This window comes from Bergeyella porcorum (assembly GCF_042427575.1).
Lineage (GTDB): Bacteria > Bacteroidota > Bacteroidia > Flavobacteriales > Weeksellaceae > Bergeyella > Bergeyella porcorum.
In genome coordinates, this window is the sequence record NZ_JBHMFD010000013.1 from 229,722 (window position 1) to 251,514 (window position 21,793).

General features: G+C 38.1%; 20 protein-coding genes. 18 read left to right on the top strand and 2 right to left on the bottom strand.

Going from position 1 to position 21,793, the window contains the following annotated elements:
• The first annotated feature begins 64 nt into the window (after positions 1-64).
• The 10 genes from ACFFUE_RS09140 to ACFFUE_RS09185 all read left to right on the top strand — a co-directional run bounded on the left by ACFFUE_RS09140 (position 65) and on the right by ACFFUE_RS09185 (position 11,591).
• Positions 65-1,309 carry a dicarboxylate/amino acid:cation symporter gene (locus tag ACFFUE_RS09140; protein WP_376834650.1) on the top strand — a complete coding sequence of 415 codons (1,245 nt, stop codon included), beginning with the start codon at positions 65-67 and terminating at the stop codon, positions 1,307-1,309.
• 145 nt (positions 1,310-1,454) lie between these two features.
• Positions 1,455-2,558 carry an Mrp/NBP35 family ATP-binding protein gene (locus ACFFUE_RS09145; protein WP_376834652.1) on the top strand — a complete coding sequence of 368 codons (1,104 nt, stop codon included), beginning with the start codon at positions 1,455-1,457 and terminating at the stop codon, positions 2,556-2,558.
• A gap of 40 nt (positions 2,559-2,598) precedes the next feature.
• Positions 2,599-2,847, top strand: a complete 249-nt coding sequence (locus tag ACFFUE_RS09150) for a NifU family protein (RefSeq protein ID WP_327984921.1) — start codon at positions 2,599-2,601, stop codon at positions 2,845-2,847.
• A gap of 77 nt (positions 2,848-2,924) precedes the next feature.
• On the top strand, positions 2,925-3,764 hold the full coding sequence (gene pheA / locus ACFFUE_RS09155; RefSeq protein WP_376834654.1) for a prephenate dehydratase: 840 nt from the start codon (positions 2,925-2,927) through the stop codon (positions 3,762-3,764).
• Between the two features lie 112 nt (positions 3,765-3,876).
• Positions 3,877-5,268, top strand: a complete 1,392-nt coding sequence (gene lpdA, locus ACFFUE_RS09160; protein ID WP_376834656.1) for a dihydrolipoyl dehydrogenase — start codon at positions 3,877-3,879, stop codon at positions 5,266-5,268.
• 125 nt (positions 5,269-5,393) lie between these two features.
• Positions 5,394-5,969, top strand: coding sequence for a hypothetical protein (locus ACFFUE_RS09165; protein WP_376834658.1), 576 nt, complete (start codon positions 5,394-5,396; stop codon positions 5,967-5,969).
• Positions 5,970-6,153: 184 nt separating this feature from the next.
• Complete coding sequence (locus ACFFUE_RS09170) at positions 6,154-6,990, top strand: proline and serine-rich protein 1 family protein (protein ID WP_376834660.1); 837 nt, start codon at positions 6,154-6,156, stop codon at positions 6,988-6,990.
• A 182-nt stretch (positions 6,991-7,172) separates the two neighbouring features.
• Positions 7,173-9,110 carry an ABC-F family ATP-binding cassette domain-containing protein gene (locus ACFFUE_RS09175; protein WP_376834662.1) on the top strand — a complete coding sequence of 646 codons (1,938 nt, stop codon included), beginning with the start codon at positions 7,173-7,175 and terminating at the stop codon, positions 9,108-9,110.
• 7 nt (positions 9,111-9,117) lie between these two features.
• Complete coding sequence (locus tag ACFFUE_RS09180) at positions 9,118-9,801, top strand: phosphatase PAP2 family protein (RefSeq protein WP_376834664.1); 684 nt, start codon at positions 9,118-9,120, stop codon at positions 9,799-9,801.
• A 131-nt stretch (positions 9,802-9,932) separates the two neighbouring features.
• Positions 9,933-11,591, top strand: a complete 1,659-nt coding sequence (locus tag ACFFUE_RS09185; RefSeq protein WP_327984914.1) for a DEAD/DEAH box helicase — start codon at positions 9,933-9,935, stop codon at positions 11,589-11,591.
• 63 nt (positions 11,592-11,654) lie between these two features.
• Here the strand turns inward: ACFFUE_RS09185 and ACFFUE_RS09190 are convergent, their stop codons facing one another.
• Positions 11,655-11,951, bottom strand: coding sequence for a DUF493 domain-containing protein (locus ACFFUE_RS09190; RefSeq protein WP_376834666.1), 297 nt, complete (start codon positions 11,949-11,951; stop codon positions 11,655-11,657).
• 49 nt (positions 11,952-12,000) lie between these two features.
• Positions 12,001-12,681, bottom strand: coding sequence for a DUF4197 family protein (locus ACFFUE_RS09195; protein ID WP_376834668.1), 681 nt, complete (start codon positions 12,679-12,681; stop codon positions 12,001-12,003).
• 179 nt (positions 12,682-12,860) lie between these two features.
• On the opposite strand from ACFFUE_RS09195, the gene purB reads away from it, so the two are divergent.
• The 8 genes from purB to ACFFUE_RS09235 all read left to right on the top strand — a co-directional run bounded on the left by purB (position 12,861) and on the right by ACFFUE_RS09235 (position 21,790).
• Positions 12,861-14,288 carry an adenylosuccinate lyase gene (purB, locus tag ACFFUE_RS09200; protein WP_376834670.1) on the top strand — a complete coding sequence of 476 codons (1,428 nt, stop codon included), beginning with the start codon at positions 12,861-12,863 and terminating at the stop codon, positions 14,286-14,288.
• 64 nt (positions 14,289-14,352) lie between these two features.
• The gene (locus tag ACFFUE_RS09205; RefSeq protein WP_376834673.1) at positions 14,353-14,769 is read left to right on the top strand and encodes an LEM-3-like GIY-YIG domain-containing protein; all 417 of its coding nucleotides are present in this window, start codon (positions 14,353-14,355) and stop codon (positions 14,767-14,769) included.
• Between the two features lie 34 nt (positions 14,770-14,803).
• Positions 14,804-15,115 carry a hypothetical protein gene (locus tag ACFFUE_RS09210; protein ID WP_376834675.1) on the top strand — a complete coding sequence of 104 codons (312 nt, stop codon included), beginning with the start codon at positions 14,804-14,806 and terminating at the stop codon, positions 15,113-15,115.
• Positions 15,116-15,241: 126 nt separating this feature from the next.
• Positions 15,242-15,370 (top strand): hypothetical protein, encoded by a 129-nt coding sequence (locus tag ACFFUE_RS09215; protein WP_376834677.1) that lies wholly within the window; start codon positions 15,242-15,244, stop codon positions 15,368-15,370.
• Between the two features lie 46 nt (positions 15,371-15,416).
• Positions 15,417-16,067, top strand: a complete 651-nt coding sequence (locus ACFFUE_RS09220) for a PQLLE family protein (RefSeq protein ID WP_376834679.1) — start codon at positions 15,417-15,419, stop codon at positions 16,065-16,067.
• A gap of 17 nt (positions 16,068-16,084) precedes the next feature.
• The gene (locus ACFFUE_RS09225; protein WP_376834681.1) at positions 16,085-16,633 is read left to right on the top strand and encodes a DUF2726 domain-containing protein; all 549 of its coding nucleotides are present in this window, start codon (positions 16,085-16,087) and stop codon (positions 16,631-16,633) included.
• A 9-nt stretch (positions 16,634-16,642) separates the two neighbouring features.
• Positions 16,643-20,332, top strand: a complete 3,690-nt coding sequence (locus ACFFUE_RS09230; RefSeq protein WP_376834683.1) for a phosphoribosylformylglycinamidine synthase — start codon at positions 16,643-16,645, stop codon at positions 20,330-20,332.
• Positions 20,333-20,461: 129 nt separating this feature from the next.
• Positions 20,462-21,790 carry a hydroxymethylglutaryl-CoA reductase, degradative gene (locus tag ACFFUE_RS09235; RefSeq protein ID WP_376834818.1) on the top strand — a complete coding sequence of 443 codons (1,329 nt, stop codon included), beginning with the start codon at positions 20,462-20,464 and terminating at the stop codon, positions 21,788-21,790.
• The last annotated feature ends 3 nt before the right edge of the window (positions 21,791-21,793 follow it).

Sequence of the window (21,793 nt, forward strand, 5' to 3'; positions counted from 1 at the left end):
AAATCACTATGAAAACTTTCATAAAAAAGCTATATTTGTAACTCTTTTTAATAAAATTAAAATTATGAAAGGACAGAATAAACTTTTTATTGCCATTATCATTGCGTTGATATTAGGTGTAGGCGTAGGAGCGTTGGTGCATTTTCAATACAGGGACAGTGCTGAGAGCTTCTCCGCAAATATCAAATTATTAGGTACGGTATTCATTAGACTGGTGCAGATGATTATTGCTCCGCTGGTATTCACTACTCTGGTGGTGGGGATTGCTAAGATGAGCGATATGAGTATGATAGGAAGAGTGGGCACCAAAGCAATGTTGTGGTTTCTCACAGCTTCATTAGTGTCGTTGGTTATTGGGTTAATTTTCGTGAATTGGTTAGAGCCAGGTAAGGTGATTACGCTAGACCTTTCGGATACTTCTTCCGCCGCAGAGATTATGACAACTACGAAGAGTTTTTCTATGGAAGACTTTGTAAAGCACATCGTGCCAAAGAGTTTGTTTGAGGCCTTTGCTACCAATGAAGTATTGCAAATTGTGGTATTTTCGGTGATGTTTGGTGTTGCTTTAGCCAATATGGGAGAACAATATACCCAGCCTATCATCAAGGCGTTAGACATCTGTGCCCACGCCATTCTGAAAATGGTAGGCTACATTATGTGGGTGGCACCATTGGGTGTTTTTGGAGCTATTGCGGCTATAGTTGCCACTAAGGGATTTGATATTTTTACGGTATATGCCATTTATCTTAGAGATTTCTTCTTGGCATTGGCGGTACTTTGGTTGGTGCTAATATTGGTAGGGTATTTCATTTTGGGCAATCGCTTATTTGATTTATTAAAAAGAATCAAAGAGCCATTGCTCATTGCATTTTCTACTACCAGCTCGGAGGCGGTGTTTCCAAAATTAGTAGAAGAGTTGGAGCGTTTCGGTTGCAATAAGCGCATTGTTTCTTTCATCTTGCCACTGGGATATTCTTTCAACTTAGATGGCAGTATGATGTATATGACCTTTGCGTCTATTTTCATTGCTCAGATTTATGGGATTGATATGTCTATAGGGGAACAAATCATTATGCTATTGGTGCTGATGCTTACATCCAAAGGAATTGCGGGGGTTCCAAGAGCGAGTTTGGTGATTATTGTTGCTACTTGTTCAATGTTTGGAATACCACCAGAGGGTATTGCACTAATTTTACCGATAGACCATTTTTGCGATATGGGAAGAAGTATGACTAATGTTTTGGGGAATGCCCTCTCTACCTCTGCTGTATCCAAATGGGAGGGACAGCTGGAAGAGGCACAAGATTAAAATAGTCCAAAATAAAAGTACAAGGTGGATTATGAAGATTGGAATATTTTCCTCTTCGGAAATAAAAGAGCTAATAACAATCTACCATTACCCAACTTTCAATATGTAGAATTAAATTTGTATTTTTGTGCTACAATAAAAATATATGTTGACAAAAGCGAAAATTCAGGAATTTCTGAAAGAGATAGAGGTAGATGACTTAGTGAATAACCTCCAAGTGATGGGCGATGATGTGTATATAGATATGACAGCACATTCCCCAGCAATGCACGAGAAGAAGAAATTGGAAGTGGCAATGAAGCAAGCTTTCGCATCGCAGTTTGGAGAAAATGTGGTTTTAAAATTGAAAATAGTTTCACCAGAGCCATCTGAAGTGCAACAAAATCAAATCAAAGGGAAAACCATTCCTGGGATTCAGAATATCATCGCTGTTGCTTCTGGAAAAGGAGGTGTAGGGAAATCTACCGTGGCAGCTAATCTTGCGGTAACTTTGTCTAAAATGGGCTTTAAAGTAGGACTTTTAGATGCGGATATCTACGGGCCATCAGTGCCTACAATGCTAGATACTGAAGGAGCAAGACCGCTTTCTGTGGAAGTGGATGGTAGAAATCTAATGCAACCAATAGAGAATTACGGTGTGAAAATGCTGTCTATTGGCTATTTCTCAGGAGGTAACCAAGCTGTAGTATGGCGTGGGCCAATGGCTTCTAAGGCGTTGAGTCAAATGCTAAGGGATGCACATTGGGGAGAATTGGACTTCCTTTTGATAGACCTTCCTCCAGGTACGGGAGATATTCATCTCTCCATTATTCAAGAAGTACCAGTAACGGGAGCAGTAATTGTATCTACACCACAACACGTAGCATTGGCGGATGTGAAAAAGGGTATTGCAATGTTCCAGATGGAGAGCATTAATATTCCAGTATTAGGATTGGTAGAAAATATGGCATATTTCACTCCAGAGGAGTTGCCAGATAATAAATACTATATTTTTGGTAAACAAGGAGCAAGATTCTTGGCAGAGGATTTAGGTATTCCAGTTTTAGGAGAAATTCCATTGATACAGAGTATCCGCGAGGCAGGCGATGTGGGCAGACCAGCAGCATTGCAAGAAGGTTCTAAAATAGAAGCCATCTACAAAGAAACCGCTCAGAATATGGTGCAGAGTTTGGTGGAAAGAAATAAAAATCTACCTCCTACAGAAGCGGTAAAGATTACCACAATGGCAGGATGTTCACCTAAAAAATAACGGCTAATTCCTTAATATTGAGGGTTTAAATTAAATACAAATGAATCAAGATATAAAACACGAAGAAACCGTAACGAAAGTCTTAGAAGCTCTGGAGAGCATTCGTCCTTTTTTGAATAGAGATGGAGGAGATATAGAGCTGGTAGATATAGAAGGAGATACGGTAAAAGTAAAGTTGCAGGGAAACTGTAGCGGTTGCCCTATGAACTTCTCCACGATGAAATTAGGGGTAGAAAACACCATTAAGCAATACGCTCCTGAAATCAAAGAGGTGATAAGTGTCAATTAATTGAAAATAATATAACTTTGTAAACAACCTTTAAAGTCAGTTTAAGGGTTGTTTTTAATTTATCATTGAATTACAAGATGAACATCGCATTTTTAGGTCCAGAAGCCTCTTTTACCTCGCTGGCGGCAGCACAGTTGTTTTCGGAGGGGACATTGTTACCGCAGACCAGCATTAGAGATTGTTTTTTAGCTGTGGCTAATGATGAGGCAGATAGGGCTGTGGTTCCTTTGGAAAATTCTATAGAAGGGACGGTTTCTCTCACGCTGGATTATCTCTATGATTTTCCTGAAATCTACATTCTGGCAGAGGCGGTTATGCCCATAGCTCACCATCTGATGGTACATCCAGAGCAGACCTCCTTTCAGAAAGTGTTATCTCATCCCCAGGCTTTGGCTCAGTGTTTTCATTTTTTGGAAGCCCAATACAAATCGATACCGCGGCAAGATTTTCATTCCACAGCAGCTTCGGCAAAATATGTATCCGAACATCCAGAAGAGCCAGTTGCAGCCATTGCTAATGCCTATGCGGCACAACTTTATGGGCTGAAGATTTTGCATCATCATATCCACGATTTTGAACAAAATCATACCAAATTCATTGTTATCAGTAAGTCTTCTGAAGAAATTAAATTTCAACTGCCCGTTAAATCAGAGAAAACCTCCCTTTTGATTACCATTCCTAAGGATGATGCAGGGGGATTGCATCAGGTACTTTCGGTTTTTGCTTGGCGTAAAATGAACCTTTCCAAAATTGAAAGTAGAACACTAAAAACAGGTTTGGGGAATTACTTTTTCTTCATCAATGTCGATGGAAAATGGGATAATGTTCTGTATCAAAATTCATTAGAAGAATTGAAAAGCATCGGTGTAATGGTAAAATTCTTAGGTCATTATGAAGAATATCACTTAGAAGAATGATGTTTTTCTTTGGCGAAAAAATATTTTTGGAAGGTAAATTTTGGATTTAATAATTTTGAGGGAGTAAAAATCATATTTTTTGCATATTTTTGTAACTAAATAATTCAAGAAAATGAACTACGATATTATTGTCATCGGGAGTGGTCCTGGTGGATATGTAACAGCGATTAGAGCAGCACAATTGGGCTTCAAAACAGCCATCATAGAGAAAGAAAACCTTGGCGGAATTTGCCTTAACTGGGGATGTATTCCTACCAAAGCATTATTAAAATCTGCCCACGTGTTTCATTATTTAAACCACGCGGAAGATTATGGGCTTAATAAAGTAGAAAATCCAAGCTTTGATTTTTCTAAAGTAATCCAAAGAAGTAGAGGTGTAGCCTCTAAGATGAGTGGCGGTATTCAGTTCCTGATGAAGAAGAATAAAATAGATGTGATAATGGGAACGGCAAAGGTGAAGCCAGGGAAGAAAGTAGAGGTAAAAGATGCAGAGGGTAAGGCTACAGAATATTCTGCTAATCATATTATTATCGCAACGGGAGCTCGTTCTAGAGAATTGCCAAACTTGCCACAAGATGGTAAAAAAGTAATAGGGTATAGACAAGCATTAACCTTGCCAGAGCAACCAAAATCTATGATTGTAGTTGGTTCTGGTGCTATTGGGGTAGAGTTTGCAGATTTCTATAATACTATGGGAACTAAAGTAACCATTGTAGAATTTATGCCAAACATTGTTCCTGTGGAGGATGAAGAAATTTCTAAACATTTAGAAAAATCTTTGAAAAAATCAGGTATAGAAATTATGACCAATGCTTCTGTAGAAAGTGTAGACACTTCTGGTAGCGGCGTTAAAGCGAAAGTAAAAACCGCAAAAGGAGAGGTTACTTTGGAAGCTGATATTTTACTTTCAGCAGCGGGTATTGTTGCCAATATAGAAAATATCGGATTGGAAGAAGTGGGCATCCAAACAGATAAAGGAAGAGTTTTGGTGAATGAATGGTATGAGACTTCTGTACCAGGTTATTACGCTATTGGTGATATTATCCCAACTCAGGCTTTGGCTCACGTAGCATCTGCAGAAGGGATTACTTGTGTAGAGAAGATTAAAGGTATCCACACCGAGAAAATTGACTATGGTAATATCCCAGGATGTACTTATTGTTCACCAGAGGTAGCTTCTGTAGGTCTAACAGAGAAACAAGCTAAAGAAAAAGGCTATGATATTAAAGTAGGGAAATTCCCACTATCAGCGTCTGGAAAGGCAACGGCTAACGGAAATACCGATGGATTTATCAAAGTGATTTTTGATGCTAAATATGGTGAGTGGCTTGGATGCCATATGATAGGAGAAGGCGTTACTGATATGATTGCAGAGGCAGTGGTAGCTAGAAAACTAGAAACTACAGGGCACGAGATTATTAAGTCCGTTCACCCACACCCAACGGTTTCAGAAGCCATTATGGAAGCAGTAGCTGCAGCGTATGGCGAGGTGATTCATATATAGATATATAATTTTTTCATATTAAATATTTTTGGTTGACAGAAACCACAGGCATTAAAGGGTCTGTGGTTTTTATTTTGATAATTGGGGAATTTTGTTTAAATTTGGGAAAACTTAATAATGTTCATATGAAACGATTACTTTTATTAATTTTGATAAGTGTTTCAGCGTATTCTTTTGCTCAGAGTAAGTTTGAGTATAATCCTAATCGTCATTTTGAAGCAAAATATGTATTGAAAAAATCTACTGATACCATACATACAAGGATAATCAATATAGGTTCTTTTAAAGCCAGTGTTTATTCTATTCATACTTGGGTGAAAAGAATGTGGTTCATAGATGAAAAAGGGAAAAAGAAAATGACAAAAGAAGATGAATTAGACTATTTGGAAATTAAGGATAATGAAGGGGATGTACATAAAATGTACTCTTCTTTAAAGTTTTTTGACAAAGATTTGGGGTTGGTATTGTTGCAATATGATGGGAATAAAACTAAGCTAATATCAGATTTTTTTCCTGTAAGTATTTATGGAAATTTAGGTAGAAGTGATTATATCATAGAAAATGGAACAGAGCCGATATTGGTGGGGAAAATAGGTTGGAAAAAGAAACTCAAAGAGAAGTTTGCTAATTATCCAGATTTACAAGAGGAAATTAATTCTGTGGATATTGTAAAAGTGTTAGAAAAATACGATAAAAAGTGATTTTTACATTGTATATTTTCAGAGTCTATTCAAATTTTATTCAATAAAACTTGAATAGGCTCTTAATTATATGGTTAATAAATCAAAGATCACATTTTGCACTTTACGCACTTTGGGGAAAGTATAGAAATACTATTTTGGCACACTTATAGAATGTGTTTTATAAACATTAAAAAGCTATACAATGAAAAAAATCTTTATTATGTCTGCGATGGCTTTTTCTGCAATATTGTTTGCTCAGAAAGCTGGAAGTACGGGAGAATTGCTAAAAAATGAAGCCACCAAAACCGAAATGCAAACGGAAAAAAAGGAGATAGTAGAAAGTAAAACACAAAGAAGGACTTCTGATAATGCCACCAATCGCAATGGAAATACAAGGAAATATCAAACGAAAGACTATCAATGGCGTCAAAATTTTGGAAACGCAGAGGTTTTTCTAAGAATTCCAGAGCGAGGATATTTCACTGTTGAGGTAGGCAATCAGGTGATCAGTAACACAACGGGAAAGTTTAGATTTTTTGATCTTAATGCAGGCAATACGCCTATTTCAATTTATGAAAATGGATTTTTGCTATACCGAACCCATTTGCCAATAAGGAATAATACCAGATTAATTTTGGATTTCTTTACTTACGAAGGGTTGTATCTTTTAGATGCTTATCCAATTCAGGGAGAAACCTATGACTTTAGCGAGTGGGATGATATTTGGAATAATCCTTATGCTAATACCAATGTGATGAGCCCAAGACAGTTTGCTGATTTTCTAGATGCATTGGACAGAAATGCCAGTTTTGATGAAGGTAGGAGCCGATTCATCCATCAACAGCTAAGGACTACCCGTTTTACCTCAGAGCAAATTTATAACCTGCTGAAAAAATACAGTTTTGATGAAAATAAACTGAAAATGGCAAAACAGCTTTATCCTCAATGTGTAGATAAAACTAACTTTTATCGGGTATATGATGCCTTTAGCTTTGATAGCTATAAGAGAGAGTTGAGTGAATATATTTCAAATAGATAGAATAACAATGAAAACTGCCCAAGATATATTGGGTAGTTTTTGTTTCTATGCATAATCTTAAATTATTGCATTATTATGTTTTATTTTAAAAATGGATAATGATACGGTCTTTTGTCTTTATCCTTTCATTTATTAATCACTTTCCTTACTTTTGTGCCTTAAAATTCTTATAAACAATTGCTATGCTATCAGTACAAGGTTTGGGGCTTCATCACGCTGGAAATTATCTTTTTAGAGATGTTAATTTTACCATTAAAAGAGATGATAAAATCGGTTTGGTGGGGAAAAATGGAGCAGGAAAATCTACTTTGCTCAAAATCCTATCGGGGGAAATCAATTTCTTTGAAGGCAATGTGGTACCCGAAGGAAATATTACCATCGGATTTCTGAAACAAGATTTGGAATTTGTAAAAGGAAGAACCGTTTGGGAAGAAACCAAGCAAGCCTTTGAGCAAATCAACCAATGGAAAAACGAGTTGGAAGAGGTTAATCATCAGTTGGCAACCAGAACCGACTATGAGAGTGATGATTATAGCAATCTTATCCATAGAATGACCGACCTGAACGACCTCCTCCATCATCACGATGCTTACAACCTAGAAGGCGATATGGAAAAAGTACTTTTAGGATTGGGCTTCAAAGCTTCAGATTTTGACCGCCTTACCGATGAGTTTTCTGGCGGGTGGCGTATGAGAATAGAACTCGCCAAGTTATTGTTGCAAAATAACGATTTAATGCTCCTAGATGAGCCTACCAACCATCTCGATATGGAAAGTATTATGTGGCTGGAAAACTTCCTTAAAGATTATAACGGAGCCATCGTTTTAGTATCGCACGATAAGCAGTTTATGACCTCTGTATGCAATCGAACCTTTGATGTGAATAATAAGAAAATAGACGACTATAAAGCCAATTACACCAAATATCTTGAGCTAAGAAAAGAACGCCGTGAGAAGCTGGAGCAGGCAAAGAAAAATCAAGATGCGGAAATCAAACAGATGGAAGATAATATCAACCGTTTCCGTGCCTCCGCTACCAAAGCTTCATTTGCTCAATCTCTCATCAAAAAATTGGAAAAAATTGAAAGAATAGAGATTGATAACGAGGATGTTTCCAAGTTTAACATTCGCTTTGTGCAGAGTGTGGTACCAGGAAAAGTGATTTTTGAAGCAGAAAAACTCGGAAAAGCTTATGGGGATAAACAAATCTTTGATGAAGTAGATTTCTTTGTAGAACGAGGCGACCGTATCGCTCTTTTGGGGCAAAATGGGCAAGGAAAAACCACATTGGCGAAGATTCTTACAGGGCAAATTAAAGATTATACAGGGACTTGGAATCTGGGGCATAATGTGAATATAGGCTATTTTGCTCAGAACCAAGAAGAAGTGCTCACGCCAGGGAAAACCGTACTACAAGAAGCAGAAGACGCTGCTACAGAAGAAACCAGACCAAGGGTGAGAGACCTTCTAGGAAACTTCTTGTTTTCGGGGGAAGATGTGCAGAAAAAAACACAGGTGCTTTCTGGAGGAGAACGAAACCGATTGGCACTATGTAAACTTCTCCTTCGCCCTTTCAATGTATTGATAATGGACGAACCTACCAACCACTTGGATATTCAGTCTAAGGAAATCATCAAGCTGGCATTGCAGAAATACGAAGGTACACTCATTGTAATTTCTCACGATAGAGAATTTTTACAAGGTTTAGCAGATAAAATCTTTGAATTTAGAGATGGAAGAATGAAAGAGTTTCTTGGGAATATTGATGAATATTTGGAATACCGACAGAAGGAAAGCATCCGAGAAATTTCAATGGAAAAATCAAAGTTGGACGAAAAGAAGCAGGATTTTAAACCAGAAATTGTAGAAACCAAACCAGAAAATACACCATCTTCTACAGGCAATCAGTTCATTAGCAAAGAGCAAAAACAACTGCAAAGCAAATTGAAAAAAATAGAAGAAAAAATTGCAGAATACGAAACCGAGATAGAGCAGCTAGAAACCTATTTCAGTAAGACCAATCCCACCGCAGAAGAATTGGAAAAATATGAAACTGCCAAAAAAGAACTGGAGGAAACAATGCAGCAATGGGAAGAATTAGCCCTTCAAATAGACAATTGATACCAAGATGAAAAGATTATATGGGCTACTTTTGGTAGGGGGAATGTTCAATGCCCAGCAGCAGGATTCTCTTTCCATTAAAAGAGGGGAATATCGGTTTCAGTACCGTCAGTTGGCAGCTCCTATAGCATTAATGGCAACGGGAGCGGGGATAGCGGTATCAGAAAAGAGAAATTTTGAGGTTAAGGAAAATCAAAACTTTTTAGCCGTTGGCAACTATTGGGAAGACTACGGGCAATTGGCTCCACACGCCGCTGTTTACGCCTTTGATTGGGCAGGGATGCAACCTAAAACCGATTTTTGGAACCGCTCTGCCATTATGGTCAAAGGGGAAATTATTGCTTTGGCATCGGTAACGGGGTTTAAATACCTTTTCCAAAAACCTCGCCCTGATGGGAGTAATCAATATGGTTTTCCTTCTGGGCATACCACCAATGCCTTTGCAGGTGCTACAATGCTGGCGGTGGAATACGGTTCTAGGTATCGTTGGGTGCCTTATGTGGCTTATGGTACGGCAACGGCGGTAGGCGTTTCTAGAGTCGTGCATCAGAAGCATACTTGGAGTGATGTGATTTTCGGAGCAGGTCTGGGAATCCTTTCTATGAAAATAGCCTATTGGACACACCAATACCGATGGAATAAAAAAGAAGAAAACCTATCTTCTATGGATGCGATTCTGATGAGGAAATAGGAGGGTAATATTGAAGTCTTGGGCATTAAAAAATTAAAATCAAAACTTTAAAATTTCTATCTTAATATTAAAATACGGAATTATCAAAATAAAATCGTACCTTTGCCACCGAATTATAGACGATCATTTAAATGAATTTATTTACGGAGACCAACCTAAGTCCTGAAATCTTGAAGGCAGTTGGCGAATTGGGCTATGTAAGCCCTACAGAAATCCAAAAACAGACTATTCCTTTCATCTCATCAGATATTCGCGATCTCATCGCACTTGCGCAGACAGGAACAGGCAAAACAGCAGCATTTTCGCTTCCGATTTTGGATATGATTGACGACGGGAGTCGCAAAATCCAATTATTGGTGCTGTGCCCTACAAGAGAACTTTGTTTGCAGATTACCAAAGACATTAAGAACTATACCAAATACCTTCCGAACATTAAAACCACTGCGGTGTATGGGGGAAGTAGTATTACGGAACAAATCCGCTCCCTGAAGGGAAAACCACAAATCATCGTGGGAACTCCAGGGCGTGTGATAGACCTTATCAATAGAAAAGCGTTAGACTTTTCAGAAATCTCTTGGTTGGTTTTAGACGAAGCCGATGAGATGCTTTCTATGGGCTTCAAAGATGATTTGGAAACCATCATCAGCGAAACTCCAGAAACCAAACAAACCCTTCTATTCTCTGCAACGATGAATAAAGAGGTGGAGAGAATCTCTAGAAACTATCTTACCAATCCGCACCGTATATCGGTAGGCTCTATCAATGAGGTGAAGAAAAATATTTCACACGAGTTTTATGTGGTAGGCTATAGACAGAAGAAAGAAGCATTGAAACGATTAATCGACGCCAATCCTAACCAATATTCTATCATCTTCTGTAGAACCAGAATGGAAACGCAAGAGGTGGCAGACTTCCTAATGCAGAATGGCTACGCTGCCGATGCTCTTCACGGAGATTTATCTCAGGCTCAGAGAGATACGGTAATGAAAAAATTCCGACTGAAAAATATCGATATCCTAGTAGCAACTGATGTGGCAGCAAGAGGTTTGGATGTTAATTCTCTTACCCACGTTATCCATTATTCTCTTCCTGACGACCCCGAAGTGTTTGTCCATAGAAGTGGAAGAACAGGGCGTGCAGGGAAAGACGGTATCTCTATGGCATTGATAAAACCAGAGGAAACGCGTAAACTGAAACAAATCAAATCGGTAACGAAAATAGAAATCCAAGAAAAGCAAATCCCTACAGGTGAGGAGATTATCAAAGCTCAAGTGGAAGGCGTTTTTGAAAGATTGTTTACCGAGCACGAAGAGTTTTTCACCTTTGATGATGCTCTGATACCAGACTTATCCTCTTTCACCAAAGAAGAATTGGTACATCAGTTATTACAATTACAGCTAAGAGACTTATCGCTCTACTACAAGGACAAACGCGATTTGAAAAATGAAAAACTGTCTGACGAAAGCGATGCTTCATCTAGTAGAAGAGAAAGAAGACGAGGCGATAGAGATAAACGCGACCGCGGTGGCAAACCGAAAAAAAGAAATGCTAATATGACCCGTTTTTTCTTCAATCTTGGGAAAAGAGATCAGCTGAAGAAAGTGGATATGCTAGACATCATCAACAAGGCGACTAAGAAATCTAAAAAACGACCAGACATAGGTGATATTGAGATTTTGGATAAATTTTCTTTCTTCGAAGTAGAAAAAGAATTCAAACAAGAGATTCTGAATAACCTTGGTTCAATGAAATTTAAAGGAAAGGAAATGCGTGCCGAAGTTGCCAACTAATCTACAAGACAATCCTAAACTATAAAAAACCGACTGTACAATGTGCAGTCGGTTTTATTTGGATTATAGCATAATGACGCCTTCTATCTTTGCCACCTCTTGATAGAGCTGTATCACGTGATTGGCATCTAACACAAAGACTAAAATACTTGCAGAAATATATTTCCCATTTTTACTTTCTCGCGTAGAGATGGTGTATTGGGTTTTATCAAAAATCTGATAAAGGTCTGTAAGCTTAGAATTGTCATTAGGAAAGATGAATTTAAACAAATAATCCTCTGGAAACTCGTGGTTTTCATCCAATTGCTTCTTTAGATTTTTATAAAATTCTTCGGGATTTTTATTATTATCTAATACCATCAATTTTATTTTTAAGATTAAAAAGTTTGCAAAGATAGCACTTCTAAAACTATTTCTTTATCGCATTGATGATTTGAGATTGATTTTGCTTCTCATAATCTTCTACAAGATTAAATAATCCATCCACCAAAAATCCTGATAGCATTTGGCTAAGCCCCGTAGGAGAAACATTTTGGCTACTAGTATTGTTACCACCCAATATTCCACCTAAAAGGTTATTGCCTTGCAAAGCGGTATTGATGGTTTTAGTGATTCCATTTTTATTGAGTTCTTGTTCTACCCTTGGAGCAATAGTTGCAATAAGTTGCTGCTCGGTTTTCTCCTTTAAAATCTGAGTAGCAACCCCAGACCCTCCATTAGAAATTCTAGTAATATCCTCAGCAGTAAGTCCGTTCACGGCATTGGTAAGGATAGGTTCAGAGACATTTGCTGTGTAGGCAGCCGCCTGAGCTAGATAAGTTCTTTGCTTCTGAACAACATTAGGAGCCACTTTTTCTAAAACATTAGTAATATTTCTTAATTGCTGAGGCATTGCTTGGTCTATCAGATTATTTTCTAGGAAGGCATTAGGATCTTTGAATGTTGCTAACCCTTTCTTAATTCCTCCTAGAAGAATGGTTTTAATCACGGCAAGTCCTACGCTAGAAGTTGCCAAAGCCAAACAAGAATGGGCAGTAGTAGCCACAGTAGCTGCTCCCACAGATGTGATAAGTACGGTTTTTATTTTCATAACTTTTTTAATTGATAAGCCAAATACGGCTCAAAAATCGAGCCAGAGTTTAGTGTAATGATTTTCAGAGGCAATTTTTTTTGTCATATATTTTCCTGAAAAATACTCAGTTTTTATTTCGTTTCTTCTTTAAAAATTCTTAATTTCGTGGGATTTCAATTTAATATAAAAAAGTAACAATGAATACCTACAAAAACCCTTTAGAAGAACGCTATTCCAGCACAGAAATGTTGTTTAATTTCTCACACGATAACAAGTTCCAAAATTGGAGAAAACTTTGGATTGCATTGGCAGAGATTGAAAAAGATTTAGGATTGGATATTTCTGATGAGCAAATTCAGCAACTGAAAGACAACGCTACCAATATCGATTACCAAAAAGCTGCCGAATACGAAAAACGCTTCCGCCACGATGTAATGGCTCACGTGCATACATACGGTGATGTAGCACCTTTGGCAAGACCCATTATCCACTTGGGGGCAACTTCCGCTTTTGTGGGCGATAATACAGACCTCATCCAGATGCGTGATGGTCTATTGATTTTAAGAAAAAAAATGGTGAATGTCATCAAAGGGTTATCAGATTTCGCACTGAAATACAAAGATATGCCTACGCTAGGTTTTACTCATTTCCAACCAGCACAATTGACCACCGTGGGCAAGAGAGCAACACTTTGGCTTCAATCTCTGATTTTGGATTTTGAAGAATTAGAGTTTTTCCTAGAAACCCTCAGATTCCGTGGCGTGAAAGGTACTACGGGAACAGCGGCAAGTTTCTTAGAATTATTCAATGGCGATTATGATAAAGTAAAGACCTTAGACAAAGAGCTTTCTAAACGCTTTGGCTTTGACAAAGTTTTCGGCGTTTCTGGGCAAACTTACGATAGAAAAATAGATGCAAAAGTGGTTTCTTTATTGTCCAACATTGCTCAGTCGGCTCATAAATTTACCAATGATTTAAGACTTCTACAAAACCTAAAAGAAATAGAAGAACCGTTTGAGAAAGACCAAATTGGCTCATCAGCAATGGCTTATAAAAGAAACCCAATGCGTTCCGAGAGAATAGGGGCGTTGGCAAAATATGTGATGTCGCTTTCGTCAAGTTCTGCAATGGTAGCCGCTACCCAGTGGTTTGAAAGAACGCTGGACGACTCTGCTAATAAGCGATTGACCATTCCACAGGCGTTCCTTGCCGTAGATGCTATCCTCTTGATTTGGAATAATATAATGAACGGATTGGTGGTGTATGAAAACCGTATCAACAAGCATATAATGGACGAACTACCATTTATGGCAACCGAATACATCATTATGGAAGAAGTGAAAGCAGGGGGTGACCGACAAGAAATCCACGAAATTATCCGTGTGCATTCTATGGAAGCCAGCAAAAAAGTGAAAATGGAAGGCAAGGAAAACGACCTCATAGAGCGTATTATGAACGATAATTCTCTAAAATTAGACAAATCCAAACTCGCCGAAGTTCTTGACCCGAAAAACTTTGTAGGCTTTGCACCAAAGCAAACAGAAGACTTTATCCAAAACGAAGCCCAACCCATTATTTCTAAATATAGCAATGAATTGGGTCTGGAAGCGGAGTTGAAGGTGTAAAACATAAAACCACAAAAGGCACAGAAGTTTTTATTTAAGATTAACTAATAAATATATTATCATTATGAACAATTTCAAAATAGACAGCTTCTCCCCAGAAGTTATTAAAGGATTAAATTATTATGTTTATCGTTTGATTGACCCAAGAAATGGCGAAACTTTTTATGTTGGAAAAGGTAAAGGTAATAGGGTCTTTGAGCATTTGAAAAATACTGAAAAATTGATAAAGGAAGAGAGTGAAGATGAATTTGATTTGAAATATGAAAAGATTAAGAAAATTAAAAATTCAGGATTGGAAGTTTTGCATATTATCCATAGGCATGGTTTAGATGAGGAAACAGCACTACAAGTAGAGGCGGCATTAATAGATGCTTATCCAAGTTTAACAAATGTTGCAAATGGACACGGAAGTAATGAATGTGGAGTAATGCATGCTTATGAAGTTGTAAAAAAAATATCAGGCAGAAATCGCAGATATTAAGCATAAAGTTGTTATGATTAATATCAACAGAACTATGGCAGAAGCACAAAGGAGTATATATGATAGTGTTAGATTTGCTTGGAAAATGAACGGAGAAAAAGCAAAACAGGCAGAATATGTTTTGGCTATGGAGAAAGGAATTATTGTTGGAGTGTTCAAGCCTGTTGAATGGCATTTGGCAAGGAAACAATATTTTCCAGAATTTACGAATCATACTAATAAAAGATGGGGGTTTGTTGGGGAAGAAGCAGAAAAAGAGATTGAAGAAATGTATCTAAACAAACGCTTGCCTGAACAATTCCAAAGAAAAAAAGGAGAGGCAAATCCTGTTAGATACAGTTATTAATTAGATATTATAAATAAGGTATATTTTTATTTATGCCTTATTTTTTATGTAATCCAACAAAATCCCCTATCTTCATCCCGTAAAATCAAATTTCCCCCAGCAGACACCCAATTCCCCCTTGCAGGAATGCAATTTTGCCTAGCAGGAATAGAAATCAGGGTTGCAGGAATACGATTTTGGGGTGCAGGAATGCAAATCTATCGTGCAGGAATGCGATTTGATGTAGCAGGTATAGAATTTGACTTGCAGGCGTAGGATTTTAATAATAAAAAATATAAAAACTTATCAAAAATTGAATATTATGAAATATTACAGCGAAGAAAAATTACTACATTCAGCACAGAGTCTGTTTGAGACATTGGAAAGCCGAACAGAAATAGCTCAAGAATTGGCAGAATACACCTATGATACCGATAAGGTAGCAGAAGGAAAGGCACTTTTTGAGACGGCAAAAGCCCAGCAACAAGCCAATCAAAAAGAAACCAAAGAAGAAATTCAGGCGTATGATAAGTTTGGGAAATCCTTTGGGGAGCTGGTAGAGGTATATAAATCTCACAGAAAAAAGGTGAAAATAGTTTTCAAAGAAGAACCTGCTACGCTCAAAATCTTGGCTGTAAAGGGTACCATAGCAACGCGTGTGCTCACCCTTTTGGAGGAAATAGAAGTCCTCTACACCGAGTTAGACAAAGATTCTACCTACAAAACCGCCGTGCAGAAAATGAAAATCACCCCAGAGGACATCTCCGCACAGCTTACCAAGCTCACCGAAACCAAACACCTCTATGCCCAATACTCCACAGAAAAAGGCGAGAGCCAACAAGCCACCAAAGATAAAAATCAAGCCTTTGCCGCCCTTGAAAAATGGGTACGCGATTTTTACAGCGTAGCCAAAATCGCTTTGGAGGATAAGCCGCAACTTTTGGAAAGCGTAGGGAAATTTGTGAGGAGTTAAAATGAAACTGGCATTATATGGAATATATTTTATTGGGAATTGTAGTAATAATATTGATTTTTTATTTCAAAAGTAAAATCACTCAAAAAGAAAATATTTCTTTTAAGAAAGGGCATTATAAATATGTAAATTCTGAAAAAGTATCAGAAATTTTAAAGAGAGAATATGATACAATGCCTATAATGAATAAGGGAGAATTTCGAGTTTATTGTGAATTGCAAGAATTAATAGATAGTATTCCTTTAAATAAATCTAAATTTAGAGTTTTTCCTCAAATTGTATTGGATTGTTTTATAAAACAAGCAGATCGTGATATAAAATTTCTCAGAGCAGATTTTGTGATAGTTGATCCAAGAGGATTTCCTATAATAGTAGTAGAATATCAAGGTAAAGGACATTATAAACAACAAAATTACTTAGAAAGAGATAGGAGGAAGAGACTTGCTTGTGAAATTGCAGGTATAAAATTAATAGAAGTGCCAGATGATTTTGGAAAAAGATATTTAGAAAATGTTTCTATGATTTTACAAGATAATATCAATCAGAATTCTAAAAGTACCTTATAAATAGTAAAAATGAAAAAAAGAATATACACAGAAAAGAAAGGAATTTTTGATGTAGAAAGTTCCAAGGTTTTTGAGGAAATCAAAAGCGTAGTGCCGAGTGTAAAATCGGTGAAGGTTTATAATGTTTATGATGTCTTTGGCCTGTCAGAAGAGGAATTTAGCAAGGTGGTAGGCAATACCTTTGCAGACCCTGTGGTGGATATTTTATACCATAGCAATCCAGCGAAAAATTTGCATTTCGCCACCGAGTTTCTCCCTGGGCAGTACGACCAAAGAGCCGATTCTGCACAGCAATGTATTGCACTTCTCACAAAAAATGACGATGCCAAAGTGCGAAGCGGAAAACTCATAGAAATAGAAGGCGTTTCCGAAACGGATTTAGTTAAAATCAAAGATTTGCTTATCAATAAGGTGGAAAGCCAAGAAAAAGATTTATCAAAATTAGAAATTCCAGCCGAAGAAACGCCAAAAGATGTGCCTATTTATACAGATTTTAATTCGTTTAATTCCGAGCAATTAGAACAATTTTACAACACACACGGTTTTGCCTTTGGTTTAGATGATTTGGCGTATATTCAAGAATATTTTAAATCCGAAAATCGCAATCCTACCGAGACTGAACTCAAAGTTTTGGACACTTATTGGAGCGACCACTGCCGTCATACCACTTTTGAAACCGAACTCACGGATATCAAATTTGAAGGGCAGTTTAAGGCAACATTAGAAAAGATTTTTGCTGATTATTTGGAAAAAAGAAAATTCCTCGGCAGAGAGCATAAACCTATTTCCTTGATGGATTTGGCAACCGTTTGTGCCAGATATTTCCATAAAACAGGCAAGCTGGAAAATTTGGTGGTTTCTGATGAAATCAATGCTTGTACCATAGAGATAGAGGCTGAATTTGATGGTAAAAAAGAGCCTTGGTATCTACTCTTTAAAAACGAAACCCACAATCACCCAACCGAAATTGAACCATTCGGAGGGGCATCTACTTGTCTTGGAGGTGCGATTAGAGACCCATTATCAGGGCGTTCGTTTGTGTATCAGGCGATGCGTTTGAGTGGTGCTGCCGATGTTTTAGAACCGATTGAAAATACACTGCCAGGGAAACTACCACAGAGAACCATCACCAAACAAGCAGCAAACGGCTATTCCTCTTATGGTAACCAAATCGGGTTGGCAACTACACAAGTGTCAGAGATTTATGATGAAGATTATAAGGCAAAGAGAATGGAAGTGGGCTTTGTGGTAGGAGCCGTTCCTGTAGATTGGGTGAAAAGGGAAAAACCTCAGGAGGGAGATTCTGTGATTATTCTCGGTGGTGCTACAGGTCGCGATGGCGTGGGAGGTGCTACGGGAAGCTCTAAGGAGCAAGATGAAACCTCTATCCATACCCTTTCTACCGAAGTTCAGAAAGGAAATGCTGTGGAAGAACGCAAAATTCAGCGATTGTTTAGAAATCCAGAAGTAACAAAGTTGATTAAAAAATCTAATGATTTTGGGGCAGGTGGCGTTTCTGTAGCGATTGGTGAGATTGCCGAAAGTTTGGAAATCAATCTTGATGTGTTGCCTTTGAAATACGAGGGGCTCAATGGGACAGAACTTGCCATTTCTGAATCTCAGGAAAGAATGGCAGTAGTGATAGATGCTAGGGATAAAGAGAAATTTATCCAATTCTGCGAAGCTGAAAATATCCGTGCTGTGGAGGTGGCGAAAGTAACCGATAGTGGAAGAATGCAGATGTTCTGGAAAGGTAACAAAATTGTAGATTTAAGCCGAGCATTTTTGGATACGAATGGCTGTTCTAAATCTCAAAATGCAAAAGTATCACACTTACAAGAGGTAAAAGATGAAACTATCGCCTTTAATGAAGAGAATTTCCTTAAAATATTAAGTGATAAAAATGTAGCTTCACAAAAAGGATTATTAGAAATGTTTGATTCCACGGTGGGAGCCACTACGGTAGCGTTGCCATTGGGAGGAAAACATCAGTTGACACCAATGGAAGGCAGTGTGCAGACTTTGCCTATTTTGGGGGCTAAAGATATAGAAACGGTATCTCTGGCAAGTTGGGGCTTTGATGCGGAATTATCCAAGCAAAATTCAATGCTAGGTGCAGCCAATGCGGTGGTAGAAAGCGTTGCGAAAATTGTGGCAATGGGTGGCGATTATCAAAAAATCCGTTTGAGTTTCCAAGAATATTTTGAGAAATTAGGACAAAATCCAGAGAAATGGGGCAAGCCTTTGGCTTCATTGTTAGGTGCTTATGATGCTCAGATGAATTTCGGACTGGCAGCCATTGGCGGTAAAGACTCTATGAGTGGAACTTACCAAGACATCAATGTACCACCTACTTTGATATCCTTTGCGTGTGCTAATGGCGAGAAGAAAAATATCATTTCGCCAGAGTTTAAAAAGGCTGGGCATCAGTTGTATTTCTTCAATCATCAACCGCAAGAAAATGGACTACCCAACTACGAGAATTTAAAAAAGGTTTTTGACTTCATTTACGAGAATATCAAAGCGAAGAAAATTGTTTCCGTGAAAACCATCAAAGAAGGTGGTGTAGCTGTGGCATTGGCGAAGATGGCGTTTGGAAACGCTCTTGGAGCAGAGGTTTCAGTAGCGGAAGAATTATTATTGAGTAAAAATATTGGTTCTCTCATTATTGAAGCAAAAGAAGAATTGTCTCACGAGTTGCTCACGAACATCGGAGTTGTAAAGCAAGAAAGTGATTTAGTTATCAATGGAAAGCGTATAGCACACAGCCTACTGCTTAAAGCTTACACAGAGCCTTTTGATAAATTGTTCCCAACGGTAGAGAAGGAAAAAATTGAGGTGAATATCGATGAGAGTTTAAACTCTATCCAACCGAGAAATATCATCATCAAAAAACATCATATCGCTAAACCGAAAGTATTCACGCCTGTATTCCCAGGGACTAACTGCGAGTACGAAACCCTAAACGCCTTCCGAAAAGAAGAGGCAGAGGTGGCGATGCGTCCGCTCATTAATCTAAGTAATGATGCCTTGCAACAAAGCATTGAAGCGTGGGCAAAGGAAATAGACCAAGCTCAGATTTTAGTATTTTCAGGAGGATTTTCAGCGGGAGATGAGCCAGATGGTTCCGCAAAATTCATCGTAAATGTTCTGAAAAATGAAACAATGAGAAACGCTGTGCATAGACTTTTGGAACGCGATGGCCTGATTATCGGGATTTGTAATGGCTTCCAAGCTTTGGTAAAATCGGGCTTGTTGCCTTATGGACAGATTAGAGATTTAGATGCTAATTCGCCTACTTTGGCTCACAATGCTATCGGAAGACATATTTCTCAGATGGTGAATGTGAAAGTTATCAACGATGAAAGCCCGTGGCTGAAAGGGATGAAAGATGAAATCTATACCATTCCAATTTCGCACGGCGAAGGGCGTTTTATGGCATCGGAGGAGGTGATTGCCGAGTTGTATAAAAACGGACAAATCGCAACGCAATATGTAGATTTGGAAGGGAATATTGCTCACGGAATGCCTTATAATCCTAATAATTCCCTCTTCGGAATAGAAGGTATTACTAGCCCTTGCGGTAAGATTTTCGGAAGAATGGGACATCCAGAACGCTTTGCTGAGGGCTTGATGAAAAATATCCCATCTGCCAACTACCACAATGTATTTAAAAACGGCGTGGAGTATTTCTTGTAACGGATAATAAAAATAAGGAAAGTATTCCTAAACTAAACCAGCGGTCGGTATATATCGGTCGCTGTTTTGGTATAAAATGAAAATCTATCGCTAAAAATGCTTACCTTTACATCACCAAAAAAATTAGCAATGAAGCATCAACCCGTAGAAGGATTTTCCAAGCTTACCAAGCAAGGAAAAATAGATTGGATTATCAATGAATATCTTGATGGTGACCAAACCTATGAAACCGTTTTGAAACAATATTGGAATGATAATGCAGAGCTCCAAAAACTACACGAAGAGTTTTCTGAAAATACCATCTCCAATTTTTATATGCCGTATGGAATTGCTCCTAATTTTTTAATTGATGGAAAGCTCCTCGCCCTGCCTATGGCGGTAGAAGAGAGTTCTGTAGTAGCAGCAGCATCTAAGGCGGCTAAATTTTGGCTCGACAAAGGGGGCTTTAAAACCACCATCATCAATACCGAAAAACTCGGGCACACGCATCTTATTTTCAAGGCTGAAAGTCATAAAATATTGCATTTCTTCAATTTTAGTTTGAAGAAAAAACTCTTTGAAGCTACCGAAGAGATTACCACCAATATGAGAAAAAGAGGTGGTGGTATCCTCAATATCGAATTGATAGATAAAACGGCGGAGCTACCTCACTACTATCAGCTAAAAGCCAGCTTTGACACCAAAGATTCTATGGGTGCCAACTTTATCAACTCCTGTTTGGAGCAGTTTGGCAAGACTTTGAAAGAGGAAGTACAGAAAGAAGAAAGTTTCACGCAAGAGGAGAAAGATTCTTTGCAAGTGGTGATGAATATCCTTTCCAATTTCACTCCAGATTGTATCGTAAGGGCGGAGGTTTCTTGCAAAATAGATGATTTGAATGATGATAGTGGCATTTCAAATGAGGAGTTTGCTTGGAAGTTTAAACAAGCCGTTACCATTGCGGAGATAGAGCCTTACCGTGCTACTACCCACAACAAGGGCATAATGAACGGCGTAGATGCCGTGGTGATTGCTACGGGGAATGATTTCCGTGCCACAGAGGCTTGTGCTCACGCTTATGCAGCAAAGGATGGTAGATATAAAAGCTTAACCCATTGTACCATAGAAAATGGAATCTTCCGTTTTTGGATAGACTTGCCTATTTCTGTAGGAGTAGTAGGTGGGCTTACCAATCTTCATCCTCTGGTGAAGTTTTCGTTGGCTCTTTTAGGGAAACCTTCTGCACAAGAACTGATGAGCATTTTGGCGGTTTCTGGCTTAGCTCAAAACTTTGCAGCACTAAGGTCTTTGGTTACTACAGGCATCCAAAAAGGGCATATGAAAATGCATCTGTTCAATATCCTTAATCAGATGAAGGCAACGGAAGACGAGAAGCAATACTTTGTGAATTATTTCAAAGATAAGACCGTAAGTCACCACGAAGTGATGAGCGAATTGGAAAGACTGAGAAAATCCTAAGTT

What these genes read in the sequence shown, in the direction of transcription:
- pheA (WP_376834654.1), top strand. Translation starts at nt 2,925, where the DNA reads ATGAACATCGCATTTTTAGGTCCAGAAGCCTCTTTTACCTCGCTGGCG.
- ACFFUE_RS09170 (WP_376834660.1), top strand. Translation starts at nt 6,154, where the DNA reads ATGAAAAAAATCTTTATTATGTCTGCGATGGCTTTTTCTGCAATATTG.
- ACFFUE_RS09195 (WP_376834668.1), bottom strand. Translation starts at nt 12,681, where the DNA reads ATGAAAATAAAAACCGTACTTATCACATCTGTGGGAGCAGCTACTGTG.
- ACFFUE_RS09145 (WP_376834652.1), top strand. Translation starts at nt 1,455, where the DNA reads ATGTTGACAAAAGCGAAAATTCAGGAATTTCTGAAAGAGATAGAGGTA.
- ACFFUE_RS09210 (WP_376834675.1), top strand. Translation starts at nt 14,804, where the DNA reads ATGGCAGAAGCACAAAGGAGTATATATGATAGTGTTAGATTTGCTTGG.
- ACFFUE_RS09230 (WP_376834683.1), top strand. Translation starts at nt 16,643, where the DNA reads ATGAAAAAAAGAATATACACAGAAAAGAAAGGAATTTTTGATGTAGAA.
- ACFFUE_RS09205 (WP_376834673.1), top strand. Translation starts at nt 14,353, where the DNA reads ATGAACAATTTCAAAATAGACAGCTTCTCCCCAGAAGTTATTAAAGGA.
- ACFFUE_RS09235 (WP_376834818.1), top strand. Translation starts at nt 20,462, where the DNA reads ATGAAGCATCAACCCGTAGAAGGATTTTCCAAGCTTACCAAGCAAGGA.
- ACFFUE_RS09175 (WP_376834662.1), top strand. Translation starts at nt 7,173, where the DNA reads ATGCTATCAGTACAAGGTTTGGGGCTTCATCACGCTGGAAATTATCTT.
- lpdA (WP_376834656.1), top strand. Translation starts at nt 3,877, where the DNA reads ATGAACTACGATATTATTGTCATCGGGAGTGGTCCTGGTGGATATGTA.
- ACFFUE_RS09180 (WP_376834664.1), top strand. Translation starts at nt 9,118, where the DNA reads ATGAAAAGATTATATGGGCTACTTTTGGTAGGGGGAATGTTCAATGCC.
- ACFFUE_RS09220 (WP_376834679.1), top strand. Translation starts at nt 15,417, where the DNA reads ATGAAATATTACAGCGAAGAAAAATTACTACATTCAGCACAGAGTCTG.
- purB (WP_376834670.1), top strand. Translation starts at nt 12,861, where the DNA reads ATGAATACCTACAAAAACCCTTTAGAAGAACGCTATTCCAGCACAGAA.
- ACFFUE_RS09150 (WP_327984921.1), top strand. Translation starts at nt 2,599, where the DNA reads ATGAATCAAGATATAAAACACGAAGAAACCGTAACGAAAGTCTTAGAA.
- ACFFUE_RS09215 (WP_376834677.1), top strand. Translation starts at nt 15,242, where the DNA reads ATGCAATTTTGCCTAGCAGGAATAGAAATCAGGGTTGCAGGAATACGA.
- ACFFUE_RS09165 (WP_376834658.1), top strand. Translation starts at nt 5,394, where the DNA reads ATGAAACGATTACTTTTATTAATTTTGATAAGTGTTTCAGCGTATTCT.
- ACFFUE_RS09140 (WP_376834650.1), top strand. Translation starts at nt 65, where the DNA reads ATGAAAGGACAGAATAAACTTTTTATTGCCATTATCATTGCGTTGATA.
- ACFFUE_RS09190 (WP_376834666.1), bottom strand. Translation starts at nt 11,951, where the DNA reads ATGGTATTAGATAATAATAAAAATCCCGAAGAATTTTATAAAAATCTA.
- ACFFUE_RS09185 (WP_327984914.1), top strand. Translation starts at nt 9,933, where the DNA reads ATGAATTTATTTACGGAGACCAACCTAAGTCCTGAAATCTTGAAGGCA.
- ACFFUE_RS09225 (WP_376834681.1), top strand. Translation starts at nt 16,085, where the DNA reads ATGGAATATATTTTATTGGGAATTGTAGTAATAATATTGATTTTTTAT.